Source organism: Rhizobium sp. CF142, assembly GCF_000281145.1.
In the GTDB taxonomy this organism is placed as follows: Bacteria; Pseudomonadota; Alphaproteobacteria; order Rhizobiales; family Rhizobiaceae; genus Rhizobium.
On record NZ_AJWE01000091.1, the window covers coordinates 1 to 14,327 of the forward strand.

General features: G+C 60.2%; 10 protein-coding genes and 1 riboswitch. Of the genes, 3 read left to right on the forward strand and 7 right to left on the reverse strand.

The genetic code is table 11. The features are described from left to right. Nucleotides 1-358: 358 nt before the first annotated feature. Nucleotides 359-760, reverse strand: coding sequence for a (R)-mandelonitrile lyase (locus PMI11_RS18280; protein ID WP_007819806.1), 402 nt, complete (start codon nt 758-760; stop codon nt 359-361). Nucleotides 761-909: 149 nt separating this feature from the next. Here PMI11_RS18280 and PMI11_RS18285 point away from each other — a divergent pair, with 149 nt between their 5' ends. Next, complete coding sequence (locus tag PMI11_RS18285; protein ID WP_007819807.1) at nt 910-1,896, forward strand: aldo/keto reductase; 987 nt, start codon at nt 910-912, stop codon at nt 1,894-1,896. Between the two features lie 109 nt (nt 1,897-2,005). On the opposite strand, the gene PMI11_RS18290 is transcribed toward PMI11_RS18285, so the two are convergent. The 6 genes from PMI11_RS18290 to clpP form a co-directional block, all read right to left on the reverse strand. Beyond that, nucleotides 2,006-4,222, reverse strand: coding sequence for an esterase-like activity of phytase family protein (locus PMI11_RS18290; protein WP_193385617.1), 2,217 nt, complete (start codon nt 4,220-4,222; stop codon nt 2,006-2,008). An 81-nt stretch (nt 4,223-4,303) separates the two neighbouring features. Next, on the reverse strand, nt 4,304-5,203 hold the full coding sequence (locus PMI11_RS18295) for a DMT family transporter (protein ID WP_007819813.1): 900 nt from the start codon (nt 5,201-5,203) through the stop codon (nt 4,304-4,306). Between the two features lie 92 nt (nt 5,204-5,295). Then, nucleotides 5,296-5,448: riboswitch (FMN riboswitch) on the reverse strand. A 121-nt stretch (nt 5,449-5,569) separates the two neighbouring features. Beyond that, nucleotides 5,570-5,845 (reverse strand): DNA-binding protein HupB, encoded by a 276-nt coding sequence (gene hupB / locus PMI11_RS18300; RefSeq protein ID WP_003558438.1) that lies wholly within the window; start codon nt 5,843-5,845, stop codon nt 5,570-5,572. Nucleotides 5,846-6,052: 207 nt separating this feature from the next. Continuing rightward, nucleotides 6,053-8,473, reverse strand: coding sequence for an endopeptidase La (lon, locus tag PMI11_RS18305; protein WP_007819822.1), 2,421 nt, complete (start codon nt 8,471-8,473; stop codon nt 6,053-6,055). Nucleotides 8,474-8,875: 402 nt separating this feature from the next. Beyond that, nucleotides 8,876-10,153, reverse strand: a complete 1,278-nt coding sequence (clpX, locus tag PMI11_RS18310) for an ATP-dependent Clp protease ATP-binding subunit ClpX (protein WP_007819824.1) — start codon at nt 10,151-10,153, stop codon at nt 8,876-8,878. Between the two features lie 305 nt (nt 10,154-10,458). After that, nucleotides 10,459-11,088 carry an ATP-dependent Clp endopeptidase proteolytic subunit ClpP gene (gene clpP, locus PMI11_RS18315; RefSeq protein WP_007819825.1) on the reverse strand — a complete coding sequence of 210 codons (630 nt, stop codon included), beginning with the start codon at nt 11,086-11,088 and terminating at the stop codon, nt 10,459-10,461. 382 nt (nt 11,089-11,470) lie between these two features. Here clpP and PMI11_RS18320 point away from each other — a divergent pair, with 382 nt between their 5' ends. Both PMI11_RS18320 and PMI11_RS18325 read left to right on the forward strand, forming a co-directional pair. Then, the gene (locus PMI11_RS18320; protein ID WP_007819827.1) at nt 11,471-12,724 is read left to right on the forward strand and encodes a GGDEF domain-containing protein; all 1,254 of its coding nucleotides are present in this window, start codon (nt 11,471-11,473) and stop codon (nt 12,722-12,724) included. 147 nt (nt 12,725-12,871) lie between these two features. Beyond that, nucleotides 12,872-14,116, forward strand: a complete 1,245-nt coding sequence (locus PMI11_RS18325) for a cytochrome P450 (protein WP_007819830.1) — start codon at nt 12,872-12,874, stop codon at nt 14,114-14,116. Nucleotides 14,117-14,327 lie beyond the last annotated feature (211 nt).

Genomic DNA, 14,327 nt, shown 5'->3' on the forward strand with positions numbered 1-14,327 from the left:
TAACCGACTGAGCTACACCCGCATTCTTTCAAGCAATCCGGTGCCTGAGCACCTTCTCCAAACGGGCTGGCCGTTGGGATGAGCGGCTAACTAAGGGGTTCGCCTTTTAGTGTCAAGCAGGTTTGGAGACAAAACCATGACAGTCCTGAAATTGTTTCGGAAAGCCTTCCCGATCCTCCCGGCAAATCGGCGACTCTGCCTTGCCTACGGAGCTCAGATCCGTTGCATCAGGTTTTCCACAAGCAGCCCGCACGGATGCCGCAGTGATGCCTGAAACGTCCCTGCCCGCGACAGAGCTTCGCAACGAAAGCTCGAATCGCATGCGCTCTCCCAGAGCCTGAAGTCCCTTGAGGCCGCCTCAGGCCTTGCCGGCATATTGCTCGTCGCTGACCTGCTCCAGCCAGTCTGCGACGCTGCCGTTCAATGCTTCCTGGATGGCGATATGGCTCATGGCGGTCTCGGGGCTTGCGCCATGCCAGTGCTTCTCGCCCGGCGGGAACCACACGACATCACCCGGGCGGATTTCCCTGATTTCCTCGCCCCATGTCTGAGCGAGGCCTCTGCCTGACGTAACGATCAGCGTCTGCCCCAGGGGGTGCGTATGCCAGGCGGTGCGCGCCCCTGGCTCGAAGGTCACGTGAGTGCCCCGCACGCGCGCTGGCTCCGGCGCCTCGACGAGCGGATCGAGACGAACTGAGCCGGTGAAATAATCGGCCTGGCCCTTCGCGGAAGGGCGCGAGCCCGCAGTCTTGATATCCATGATCTTTCCTGTTCTTCCGTCGCCTGCGGTTGAAGCGGTCGTGGACAAGGATATTTGATCGCAGCAGGCGAGCCAAGCGCCATCGGCAATTGCCGCCCTACCCGGCGCCTGCTACTGCGAGGGCCTTTCATCACGAACGGAGGATTTCCATGAAACATCATGCTTTTGGCCGCCTGCCCTTTACCGTCACCGATGTCGGCTTCGGCGCGTGGCAGATCGGCGGCTCCTGGGGCGATGTCAGCGAAGCGGACGGCCGCGCTGCCTTGAATGCCGCACTCGACGCCGGCATGACCTTCGTTGATACCGCCGACGTCTATGGCGACGGCCGCTCCGAAAAGATCATCGCCGATGTGCTGAAAGCGCGCGGCGGTGAACGTCCGATGGTTGCGACCAAGGCCGGCCGCCGTCTGAACCCGCATGTCACTGAGGGCTACACCAAGGCCAATCTGGAAGGCTTCATCGACCGCAGCCTCAAGAACCTGCAGGTGGACAGCCTCGATCTCGTGCAGCTCCACTGCCCGCCGACAGAAGTGCTCTATCGCCCGGAAGTTCTCGCAGGTCTGGACGAGTTGCAGAAAGCCGGCAAGATCAAGGGCTACGGCGTCAGCGTCGAGAAGGTCGAGGAAGCACTGAAAGCGATCGAATATCCCGGCGTCGTCAGCATCCAGATCATCTACAACATCTTCCGCCAGCGTCCCGATCATCTGTTCTTCAGCGAAGCCCGCCGCAAGAACGTGGCGATCATCGCCCGCGTGCCGCTCGCCAGCGGCCTGCTCTCTGGCAAGATCACCCGCGACACGAAGTTCGCAAGCGACGACCACCGCAACTTCAACCGAAATGGCGAGGCCTTCGATGTCGGCGAGACCTTCTCGGGCGTGCCCTTCGAGATCGGCCTGCAGGCGGTCGAGGAAGTGCGCAAGCTGGTGCCGGCGGATGTGAGCATGGCCGCCTTTGCGCTGCGTTGGATCCTGATGGCTGAGGCTGTCACCGTCGTCATCCCCGGCGCGCGCAATGCCGAGCAGGCCAAGGCTAATGCGGCCGCTGCCGATCTCGCGCCGCTTTCGGCTGACGTCATGACGGCGACACGCGAAATCTACAAGCGGCTGATCGCCCCGCATGTACACCAGCGCTGGTAGGCTCTGACAGACCATTCAGGCTCGACGCAACCTTCGGAGAAAGTGTCAGGCCGGAGCGATAGAAACGGCCGGGCAAAACCCGGCCTTTCCATTTTACGGGAATGCGAACTCAGTTCGTGGCGGTCAGGTTGACCGGGAAGAACAGGGTTTCGCCCGAGGAGTCGCTCACACCGTCATTGTCGGTCACGGCATAGGCCTTGCCCGATGCGTCGAAGGCGAAACCTTCCAGCTTGTCGAGCACGTAGCCATTGGTGGCCGACTTCAGGTCGCCGATGAAATCATGGGCTTCCGTCTTCTTGACGACAGGCAGTTCGCCCCCGAGCTTGCCCGGCTTCAGGTCGGAGATTGCGACCTTGTAGAGCTTCTTCAGCTTGGCCGCATCGCCGACGAGGTTGTCGCGCTCGATGATGTAGACGCTGTCGCCCTGAGCGGTGATTTCGGAGAGGCCAACCCAGCCGCTCTCGGTCTTGTCGAGCGGGTAGCGCACGCCGCCCCATTCCTTCTTCTTCGGGTTATAGGAGAGGAGCTTCACAAAGCCCTTCTCGTCATCGTTCCACTCGCGCTGAACGGCCATCCACAGCGTTGTATCGTCGCCAGTGCCGATGATCGTGACACCTTCGAAGCCGTAGCGGATTTCGTTGGCGAGCAGTTCCTTCGGCAGAGCGATCTCGGTCTTGATGTCGCCCTTGGCAGTGACGTTGTAGAGCGCATGCGGAACCAGGCGTTCGGTATAGCCTTCCGAAGCCAGCCAGAAGGAGCCGTCGGCGGCAACGGCGATGCCTTCGATGTCGAGCTTCTGGGCCGGAGCGCCGTCACGCTTGACGACAAGTGCGTCGGTGATGACGGCCGGCCTCTTGGTAGCGTCGATCGTGTAGATCGTCGGCTGCGAACCGAGGACGCTGTCGCTGACGGCGTAGAGCATGCCCGGCTTGCCCGGAACGGCGGCGAGGCCCGAAAGAGCTGCAAAGCCGATGGGGTTACCGTCCTTCTCGGCGGAGACGATATGCGGATAGGCCTTCTCGCCTTCGCCGCGCTCATAGATCATGACGTGCGAACGCGCACCGCCGTCTTTGCCGAGGTCGAGCTCGTTGGCGGTTGCAAGCAGGTTACGCTGCGGAATGGCGATCGCGCCTTCCGGAGAAATACCTGACGGCAGGATCTGCAGCAGTTCCGGATCGGCGCCCGTGTCCTTGTAGACACCGACGACGGAAGCGCGCTCGGCGAGCAGGAAGAACAGGTTGTCATCGCCGAACTTGGCCGCTTCGAGACCTTCCGGCTCGACGCCCTTCGACGAGGAGCGGCTTTCCGGATAGTGGCCGAGCGCGGCGACGGCACGCTCGAAGGAGCTGCCTGATTCGAAGAGGACCTTGCCGGTCTTGTCGAAGATGGTGAAGCCGCGCGAACCACCCTCATAATCGCCTTCGTTAGCGACGATGAGGCGGTTGTCGTCCAGCCACTTCACGGCATCCGGCTCGCGCAGGACGCCCTTCTTCTCGCCGGTGAATTTCAGGGCGCCGTCACGCTTGGTATCGATGCCCGAAAGGTCGACGCTGCCGGCGGTAAAGTGCGTCTTCACCGTGCCGGTCGTGCCGTCGAGAATGATGATCTCGTTGTTTTCCTGCAGGGTCAGGGCGATTTCGTTCTGGCTGTTGAAGGCAACGAATTCCGGCTCCGGATCCTCCGGGGCAACGCCAGCGAGGCCGGTCAGGGCGACGTGCTTGATCGTGCTGCAATCGACGGTGCCGTCGGTCTTGACCTGGAAGACGACGAGGTCGCCTGCCGGCATCTGCGGGATCTTGCCGTCATTGACCTCTTCGTCGCGCTCGTTTTCGATCGCGATAGTGCCGAGCGTCCTGTCCTTGTTGAGGGCGATCGAATCAGGTTGGCCGCCGAGATCGCAGGTCGCGTCGATCTTCTTCGTAGCGATATCGACGATCGCCAGACGGCCAGACGGCTTCTGCTTGCTTTCGCCGGTGTTGACGGCGACGAGCGCCTTGCCGGCTGCAGTCGTGACCGAGGTCGGCTCACCGTCCATCATCAGCGCGCCACCGGCCTTGGGTGCCTTGGCATCGATGATGTCGATGAAGCCGATCGCGCCGAGCGGGCTATCGCTGTAGATCAGCGTGTTGCCATCCTGCGAAGCGGTTATAATTTCGGCCGACGTGGCCGAAAGCTTGTCCTTGTCGGCCGGCAGGTTGGTCGCGACCGGGAAAGAGGCGATGCGGTTGAAAACCGGCTCAGCCGCTGCCGGGAAGGCAACGGATGCGAAAAGCGCGGCAGCGAGCGCAGCCTTGCGCGAAGACAATGTCATTGAAAATCCCCCAATGTCGAAAAAATCGAACAGAGGTTTTTTGCGGGACTGCCATGACAGACACATGACAGCCTGCGACATTTTGTACGGTTTGCGTCAGGCCGCCTGCCGTTCGCGACGCATCTCGCTGCGCATGATGAAGAGCGACGCGGCGAGGATAAGCGTAGCGCCCAGCCACAGATAACCAGCCGGCGCATAGCCGAAGAAAAGCCAGCCGGCGAACACATTCAGCGGCAACTTCAGGTCGTCGAAGGGCTGCACATAAGCGGCATCGGCGCTGGCATAGGCGAGCGTCAGCAGATATTGCGCCACGACCGTCAGAAGCCCCGCCAGAAGGAAGAGCGCAAGTGCTGCGCCCGTCGGCACCACAAAGCCCGCCGCGAGCGCCAGGCCACCATTGATCGGCGTCAGCAGCACCAGCAGCCAGACGGTGATCGTCTCCGGCTTCTCGATGCCGGTCAGGCTCTTGGTGATGAGCGAGGAGGCGCCCCAAAGCAAAGCCGAGATAACAGGCAGAAGTGCTGCCCAGGTGAAGCTGTCCGACCATGGCTGGAGGATGATCATGGCGCCGATAAAGCCGACACCTGTCGCCATCCAGCGAGCGGGGCCAACACGTTCACCGAGGAAAAGGCGTGCGCCGAGAATGATGAAGAAGGGCGAGGTCATGACGAGTGCGATCGCCTGCCAGATGGGCACCGAAGCGAGGCCGGAGACCCAGGCCTCGACGCCGAGCGCGGCAAAGACGACGCGCACGATATGCCGCCAGGGATAATCCGTGCGCATGGCAGAAAGGCCGACCTTGCGCAGGAAGGGCAACGAGAAAAGAAAAGCGAAGCCATATTGCCAGAAGGCTGCGGAGGCCGCCGGGAAGGCAAGCGTCATCGTGAGCCACTGGGTGACGACATTGAGGAGCGAGAAGACGACGCCTCCAAGCACCATGAAGGCTGCACCGGCGAAGGCGCGGGAATGCGAAACTGCAAGGGAATTCTGATTCATGTCTTCCATCCGGAATAGGGACCAAACATAAATCAGGACGCATGAGGCGACAGCACACAGACGCCGACAGATCCCTGCCCGCGCGCGGCCATGCTCATTCTCTTTCATCCGGACTCTAACCGTCGGCTCCGGAATCACACCGGATCTGCTGACCCTTCCCAAACCAAGGCTTGAGAAGGCGCTCGCGGGCTCAGGCCATAGCCCTTACCGCCGGTGGGGACTTTCACCCCGCCCTGAGAACATCACCGTCGTAAGACAAAGCGCTGCATGCCGCAAGCGGCCAAAACAAAAAGGGGTCCGGCGATGCCGAACCCCCTCGAAATCCTGCGCGGCCGTTCTCGTTTACGGCCGGCGGACAATCTCGTATCAGCCGTTGACGGCGTCCTTCAGGCCCTTGCCGGGCGTGAACTTCGGCACGTTGCGTGCCGGAATGTCGACTTCGGCGCCGGTCGACGGGTTGCGGCCCTTCGTGGCAGCGCGATGAGAAACCGTGAAGCTGCCGAAGCCAGCGAGACGGATGTCGCCCTTGTTCTTCAGCTCAGCCTGCACAACATCAAAAACTGCGTCTACGGCAGATGCTGCGTCAGACTTCGTCAGTCCAGCCTTTTCGGCTACTGCGGACACGAGTTCATTCTTGTTCATGTTTCCACCCCTTTCTAAATGGTTTGAAACAACTCAATCTGTAAGCTAGGCGCAGAAATCGCTTTCATCAGGCCCGCCGAGAACCCAAAAACCCTGCAAATCAAGGAAAAGCAAGCGTCTACATGACGTTTTCACAAAAAAGGCCGGCGTTTCCGCCGGCCTTTTTCAGGATTTGCAACAATTGGGCATAAATGTGGCCGCCAAAGCTCAATGAGCGATGGCTGCGCCTGCATCATCGAGCCCTTCGACAGTCGCGATGACGGGCGTTTCGACCGTGCCATCCCACTCGATCGGCTCGGGACGACGGACCAGCGCATGCTTGATCACTTCGCCCATGCGGGAGACCGGAATGATCTCCATGTTGTTCTTCACGTTGTCCGGAATCTCTGCCAGATCCTTGGCATTTTCTTCAGGAATCAGCACCTTCTTGATACCGCCGCGCAGTGCCGCGAGCAGCTTTTCCTTCAGGCCACCGATCGGCAGGACACGGCCGCGCAGGGTGATTTCACCCGTCATCGCCACATCCTTGTTGACCGGAATGCCGGTCATGATCGAGACGATCGCGGTTGCCATCGCGACACCGGCAGACGGACCATCCTTCGGCGTCGCGCCTTCCGGCACGTGCACGTGGATGTCGCTCTTGTCGAAGCGCGGCGGCTCAATGCCGAAATCGACGGCGCGCGAGCGAACATAAGATGCCGCTGCCGAGATCGATTCTTTCATCACTTCCTTCAGGTTGCCGGTGACGGTCATGCGGCCCTTGCCGGGCATCATGACGCCTTCGATCGTCAGCAGCTCGCCGCCGACTTCCGTCCAGGCAAGACCCGTGACTACGCCGACCTGATCCTCGCGCTCGGCTTCGCCGTGGCGGAAGCGCGGAACGCCAAGATAATCGTCGATGTTCGCTGCCGTGACGTGAACCGACTTCGTCTTGCCCTTGATGATCTCGGTGACCGCCTTGCGGGCGAGCTTCATCAATTCACGTTCGAAGTTACGGACACCCGCTTCGCGGGTGTACTGCTGGCTGATCGCCATCAGGGCATCGTCGCTGACAGAGAATTCACTCGGCTGCAGCGCATGTTCCTTGATGGCCTTCGGCAGCAGGTGCCGCTTGGCGATCTCGCGTTTTTCGTCTTCGGTGTAGCCGGCGATACGGATGATTTCCATGCGGTCCATCAGCGGAGCCGGGATGTTCAGCGTATTCGCCGTCGTGATGAACATCACGTCCGACAGGTCGTATTCGACTTCCAGGTAGTGGTCCATGAAGGTCGAGTTCTGGGCCGGATCGAGTACCTCGAGCAAAGCCGAAGACGGATCGCCGCGATAGTCCTGGCCGAGCTTGTCGATCTCATCGAGCAGGAAGAGCGGGTTGGACTTCTTCGCCTTCTTCATCGACTGGATGACCTTGCCGGGCATCGAACCGATATAGGTGCGGCGGTGACCGCGGATTTCGGCTTCGTCACGGACGCCGCCGAGAGCCATGCGGACATATTCACGGCCGGTTGCCTTGGCGATCGACTGGGCGAGCGAGGTCTTGCCGACGCCCGGAGGGCCGACGAGGCACAGGATGGGACCCTTGATCTTGGTGGCGCGAGCCTGAACCGCCAGATACTCGACGATGCGCTCCTTGACCTTTTCGAGACCGAAGTGATCGGCTTCGAGGATCTTCTCGGCATTGTTGAGATCGGCCTTGATCTTCGACTTCTTGCCCCAGGGAATACCGAGCAGCCAGTCCAGATAGTTGCGCACGACAGTGGCTTCAGCCGACATCGGGCTCATCTGGCGCAGCTTCTTCAGCTCCGCGTCAGCCTTCTCACGGGCTTCCTTGGACAGCTTGGTCTTGGCAATGCGCTCTTCCAGTTCGCTCATCTCGTCGCGGCCTTCCTCGCCGTCGCCGAGTTCCTTCTGGATCGCCTTCATCTGCTCATTCAGGTAGTATTCGCGCTGGGTCTTCTCCATCTGGCGCTTGACGCGCGAGCGGATGCGCTTTTCGACCTGCAGGACCGAGATCTCACCTTCCATGAAGCCGAGCGCCTTTTCGAGGCGGGCCTTGACGCTGGTGGTCTCCAGCATCTCCTGCTTCTCGGTGATCTTGATCGACAGGTGCGAGGCGACCGTATCGGCGAGCTTGGAATAGTCGTCGATCTGGCTGGCCGCACCGACAACCTCGGGCGAAATCTTCTTGTTGAGCTTCACGTAGCTCTCGAATTCCGACACGACGGAACGCGACAAGGCTTCCAGCTCGACCGGATCGTCATGCGGCTCTTCGAGCACATGGCCGAGGGCTTCGTAGAAATCCTCGCGGCTCGTATAGGTATCGATCTCGGCGCGGGCACGGCCTTCGACCAGAACCTTGACGGTGCCGTCAGGCAGCTTCAGGAGCTGCAGCACGTTTGCGACCGTACCGACGCGATGGATCGCAGACGGGTCCGGATCATCATCGCTAGCGTTGATCTGGGTGACCAGCATGATCTGCTTGTCGGAACCCATGACCTCTTCGAGCGCACGGATCGACTTTTCCCGTCCGACGAACAGCGGGACGATCATATGGGGGAATACCACGATGTCGCGCAGGGGGAGAACAGGATAGGCGGTGCTGGTGCTCGCTACAGACGTTTTCTTCGTCATTTTTATTCCTTTCCATCGTCCCGTTACCGGGCTCTTTGGCGCGGCCGCTTGGGACCGGCCGGCACTCTCACTTGTTGTTACAAGTGGAGGTTCTGACTACGCTTTTCAAGCCACGTTAACGCCCGCGTTCCACGGTTGTGACAGCTTTATTACATGGAACGCCAACACAATGAAGCGCCTATCTGGAGCGACGCTTACCATTTCCGAACCGCCTAAAATAACAACGCCAGCAACACGCTACGGAATCACAGCATCATTGCCAAGGGTCATCCTTTGCGCAATATCGGCGAAGGCTGTTTTCAACCTTGCTCGCAACTATTATCAGCGCCCGGCACCTGTTTTCAAATAGAAAGGGGCCTGCACAAGGCAAGCCCCTTAAAATATCGGTTCTCAGCTCAAGCTTCAGGCAGAAACGTTTGCCTTCTCGTCCTGGCGGTCGGCGTAGATATACAGCGGACGGGCCGAGCCGCGTGCGACCTCTTCGGAGATGACGACTTCACGAACGCCTTCCAGCGCCGGCAGTTCGAACATCGTGTCGAGCAGGATCTTTTCCATGATCGAACGCAGGCCGCGGGCGCCGGTCTTGCGGATGATCGCCTTGCGGGCGATTTCGCGCAGCGCGTCCTCGTGGAAGGACAGTTCCACGTCTTCCATCTCGAACAGACGCTGATACTGCTTGATCAGCGCGTTTTTCGGCTCGGACAGGATCTGGATCAGCGCATCCTCATCGAGGTCTTCCAGCGTCGCCAGAACCGGCAGACGGCCGATGAATTCCGGAATGAGGCCGAACTTGACCAGATCTTCCGGCTCCAGCTCGCGCAGCACTTCGCCGACGCGACGGTCGTCCTGGGCCTTGACGGTCGCACCGAAGCCGATCGAGGTCTTCTCGCCGCGGGCCGAGATGATCTTGTCGAGACCTGCGAAGGCGCCGCCGCAGATGAACAGGATGTTCGTCGTGTCGACCTGCAGGAATTCCTGCTGCGGATGCTTGCGGCCGCCCTGCGGCGGGACAGAGGCAACCGTGCCTTCCATGATCTTCAGAAGCGCCTGCTGCACGCCCTCGCCCGACACGTCGCGGGTGATGGACGGGTTGTCGGACTTGCGGGAGATCTTGTCGACTTCGTCGATATAGACGATGCCGCGCTGGGCGCGCTCGACATTGTAGTCCGCAGCCTGCAGAAGCTTCAGGATGATGTTTTCGACGTCTTCACCGACATAGCCGGCTTCCGTCAGCGTGGTCGCGTCGGCCATCGTGAAGGGAACGTCGATGATGCGGGCGAGCGTCTGGGCAAGATAGGTCTTGCCGCAGCCGGTCGGGCCGACCAGCATGATGTTCGACTTCGCCAATTCGACATCGCCATTCTTGGAGGCGTGCGCGAGACGCTTATAGTGGTTGTGAACGGCGACCGACAGGATCTTCTTCGCCTGACGCTGGCCGATGACATATTCGTCGAGGACCTTGATGATGTCCTGGGGCGTGGGGACGCCGTCACGGGACTTGACCATCGAGGACTTGTTCTCCTCGCGGATGATGTCCATGCACAATTCGACGCATTCATCGCAGATGAACACGGTCGGTCCGGCAATAAGCTTCCGGACTTCATGCTGGCTCTTTCCGCAGAAAGAACAATAGAGGGTGTTCTTACTGTCGCCGCCGTTGCTGCCGCTGACCTTGCTCATATCACTTTCCTTCCAGCACGCCGCATTTCGAACGCGAAATCGCGGTCCACTCAATCAGCTCCCTGGCAGCACTCCCTACCCGGAGTTCCTGCCGACAAGGGCTTCAGGGGGTACGAACCGGGCCCAATCAATCATGTCCGGGTACCGGCGGCAACGAATTCCCCTTCGAATGCCGAATGCTATGTCACAAAAATTCAACATAGCATTAATAGTTACTATTAGCGTCTCCGCCGCCAGATGAAACCCCTTGTTCAATCACAAATGGGATAGAACTGTGGCGGCGAAAACACCATCCCTATTAATTACTAGGCCTGATCGCCTTCCATTTCGATGCGCGAGGTCAGAACCTTGTCGATGACGCCCCAGGTCTGGGCCTCGTCCGCATCCATGAAATGGTCGCGATCAAGGGTCTTTTCGACTTCCTCATAGGTACGGCCCGTGTGCTTCACATAGACCTCGTTGAGGCGGCGCTTCATCTTCAGGATGTCGCGGGCATGACGCTCGATGTCCGATGCCTGGCCCTGGAAGCCGCCCGAAGGCTGGTGGACCATGATGCGGGAATTCGGCGTGGCGAAACGCATGTCCTTGTGGCCGGCGGCCAGAAGCAGCGAGCCCATGGAAGCGGCCTGACCGATACAAAGCGTCGAAACGGCCGGCTTGATGAACTGCATCGTATCGTAGATCGCCATGCCGGCGGTAACGACGCCGCCCGGCGAATTGATGTAGAGCGCAATTTCCTTCTTCGGGTTTTCGGCCTCGAGGAAGAGAAGCTGGGCGCAGACGAGTGTCGCCATATGGTCCTCGACAGGGCCTGTCAGGAAGATGATGCGTTCCTTGAGCAGGCGGGAATAGATGTCGTAGGAGCGTTCACCGCGATTGGTCTGTTCCACAACCATCGGCACGAGTGCCATAGCGGTATCGACTGGGTTTCTCATGTGCGTCCTTTTAACGTCTTTCCGGCGAAAGCCGGGAATCAAAGAAAAATGCCTTGTCCCTACATAGAGTGTCCCAGCCCCCCTCTTCAAGACACGCATAAGGATAACGTTAAGAAGCGGGCGCGACATATGGCTTTGACATTTCCCTATCCCGTTTCTCCCAAACGCCTGTTAACGGCGAGGCCAGACCTTTGGCTCTCACAGTTTTTCTCTGCGACAGGATGAAGGAAGGCTTACCGCACTCGACGGATCTCACGGGTATTTACCGGGTGGAAAGCTTACTGGCAGATATCGACGAAATTGCCGAGCGCAGATCTGTGCCATTAATCAAACAGCGAGCTTCTTCGGCAAGGATGCGGCCAATTCTCAAGGGGTTGCTGCCGTGTTCAATGTCACTACAGGTCTGTCCATCTGGTGTTCCGAAGCCCTTACGCTGGCTCTGGTTCTGTTCGTGGCCTGGCGCCACAACCAGAAAAGCGGTGCCTACCTTTATTGGGGGCTCGGCTTTCTGTTCAGCGGCATCGGCTTTGCGCTGGCTGCGGTCCGCGGCGAAATCCCCGACCTGCTTTCCATCGAGATCGGCAATGCCATCGCCCTGCTCGGACAAAGTGCCTGGGTGGCCGGCTTCCTGGCGCTCGACCGCAAGAAGACGGAATGGTGGGCGCTGCTGCCGCCGGCAATCTGGCTTGCAGGCGTCTTCCTGCCCTGGATCAACGAGGATTATTCCAACCGGGTCATTCTCTACAATCTTTCCTCGGCAACCGGCGCCACTGCGCTTGCCATGGCGGTCGCCACCGGCGATATCCATCGCGAGCGCACGCGCATCATGCTGATGGCCGTCTTCGTGCTGCAGGCCTTCCTCTGCTTCGGCGTGGCGCTGACAATGGCGCTTATTCTGCCTTCGGATGGGCAGGCGACGAATTTCAGCGGCGCGGCCGCCATGGCCAGCGCCTTCCTGCTTACCATCGCCTTCGCGCTCACCTGCCGCCTCATCATGGAACGGTCGGAACGCCACCTGCGCCTCCTGACACTGACGGATGCGTTGACCGGCGTTCTGAACCGCCGCGGACTGCTTGGCTATTTCGACAAGATCCAGGAAAAGGCGCATGACGATCAGCATCAGGTCGGCGTCATCCTCTTCGACCTCGACCATTTCAAGCGCGTCAACGATCGCTTCGGCCATCAGTCGGGCGATGCCGTCCTCACCGCCTTCGCCCGCCTTGCCCGTCAGTATATCCCGAACAATATCTTCGGCCGCATGGGCGGTGAGGAATTCGCAGCCTTCGTGACCGTCCGCGACCAGACGGAAGCGGAAGCGCTGGCGGAATCGATCCGCGCCGAATTCTGCCGCCTACCGGTCAGCACGGGCGAGGCACTGATCCCCGCCACCGTCAGCGTCGGCATCGCGCTTTCCTCGGCGATCGAAGCCAATATCGACCGGCTGGTGTCGGCCGCCGACCGGGCGCTCTATTCGGCGAAAGCTGCCGGCCGCAACTGCACGGTCGTCTTCGGCGAGGAAGAAGCGGCGGCACCCGCGCCTGGCGAGCCGAACTCCCATGCCGGCGAACTCGTGCCGACCGTCGACGATCAGGTGGAAGCATTGCGCCGCATGGGTGTACTTTCGCGCGCCGGATAGGGCATTTCCGTTTTTCTTCGAACCACGGAAATGCTCTATCCTTTTGTTTTTACGCAATTCCGGACGCAAAACCGCTGCACACTTTTGCTGGAATTGCTGTAAACCGCCATCTTTTCGAGGCAAGGCAAATCCGCTAAGCCTCTGCCCATGATGATACCGCCCTTCCTCAAGATCGATCCAGCCACCCGCCATGTGTCGCTCGACGGCAGCGACCCGGCCTTCTACGGCAACCCGAACGCGGTCTATGCCGCGCTCCATGCCCATTGTCCCACCTTCTACTGGGAACAGCAGAAGCAGTGGTTCGTTACCGGCTACGATCATGTGAACGGGCTGCTGCGCGACCGCCGGTTCGGCCGGCAGATCCTGCATATTGCCAGCCGCGAGGAACTCGGCCTGCCCGAGCCCGAGCCGCATATCGCCGCCTTCGATCTCGCCGAGCGCTATTCGCTGCTGGAACTGGAGCCGCCGGAACACACGCGGCTGCGCACCCTCGTCAACCGCGCCTTCGTCTCGCGCCATGTCGAGAAGATGAAGCCGGAAATCGAAGAACTTGCCAACAGGCTGATCGATACTTTTGCCGACAAGGGAGAAGGCGAGCTTCTCTCGGCCTTTGCCGATATCATCCCGGTGACGATGATCGCCCGCATGATCGGCATTCCCGAAGACATGGGGCCGCAGCTCCTCAAGTGGTCGCATGCCTATGTGCGCATGTACATGTTCGGGCGCACCCGCGCAGACGAAGATGCTGCCGAGCAGGCGGCACGGGAATTTTCCGATTATGTGAAGACGGTCATTGCCGAACGCCGGGCCGAACCGCGCGACGACCTCCTGACGCATATGATCCATACCGAGCACAAGGGCCAGTACCTGACGGAAGACGAGCTCGTTTCGACGACCATCGTGCTGCTCAATGCCGGCCATGAGGCGACGGTCCACCAGATCGGCAATTCGGTGCGCATTATTCTCGACAGCGGATACGATCCGGCCGCGCTTTTTCGCGACGAGGCCGCCACCGAGCGCACGGTCGAGGAGTCGCTGCGCATCTGCGCGCCCGTCCACATCTTCCAGCGCTGGGCGCTCGAGCCTGCCGAGATAGACGGCATCGCGTTCAAGCGCGGTGACAAGGTGAGCATGATCCTGGCCGCCGCCAATCTCGATCCGGCGAAATTCAGCGATCCCCTCGCCTTCAAGCCCGACCGAAACGAGGCTCCCAACCTCTCCTTCGGCGCCGGCATCCATTTCTGCATCGGCGCGCCGCTCGCCCGGCTGGAGCTCAATATCGTCCTGCCGATCCTCTTCAAGCGGCTGCCGGGGCTGAAGATTGCGAAACCGCCTGTCGTCAAGGACGTCTATCATTTCCACGGCCTCGATCGCCTGGATCTCGTCTGGTAAGCAGCCACACCCGACTTCTTTGAAGCGAAGCCTCGGCTCGGATCATCAAGAACCGCGCGATTGGGTCGGGTGGAGGGGGTGGAGGGGGTTCAGAGCGTATTTCCAAGAGTAGCCGCAAGCGTTGCTATACCGCCCCTATAAATGCCGGCATAAGTGGCTTCCGGCAGGTTTGGTCAAACAACCCCCTCCACCCCCTCCATTCAATTTAAAT

What these genes read in the sequence shown, in the direction of transcription:
- PMI11_RS18295 (WP_007819813.1), bottom strand. Translation starts at nt 5,203, where the DNA reads ATGAATCAGAATTCCCTTGCAGTTTCGCATTCCCGCGCCTTCGCCGGT.
- PMI11_RS18285 (WP_007819807.1), top strand. Translation starts at nt 910, where the DNA reads ATGAAACATCATGCTTTTGGCCGCCTGCCCTTTACCGTCACCGATGTC.
- hupB (WP_003558438.1), bottom strand. Translation starts at nt 5,845, where the DNA reads ATGAACAAGAATGAACTCGTGTCCGCAGTAGCCGAAAAGGCTGGACTG.
- clpX (WP_007819824.1), bottom strand. Translation starts at nt 10,153, where the DNA reads ATGAGCAAGGTCAGCGGCAGCAACGGCGGCGACAGTAAGAACACCCTC.
- PMI11_RS18280 (WP_007819806.1), bottom strand. Translation starts at nt 760, where the DNA reads ATGGATATCAAGACTGCGGGCTCGCGCCCTTCCGCGAAGGGCCAGGCC.
- clpP (WP_007819825.1), bottom strand. Translation starts at nt 11,088, where the DNA reads ATGAGAAACCCAGTCGATACCGCTATGGCACTCGTGCCGATGGTTGTG.
- PMI11_RS18325 (WP_007819830.1), top strand. Translation starts at nt 12,872, where the DNA reads ATGATGATACCGCCCTTCCTCAAGATCGATCCAGCCACCCGCCATGTG.
- lon (WP_007819822.1), bottom strand. Translation starts at nt 8,473, where the DNA reads ATGACGAAGAAAACGTCTGTAGCGAGCACCAGCACCGCCTATCCTGTT.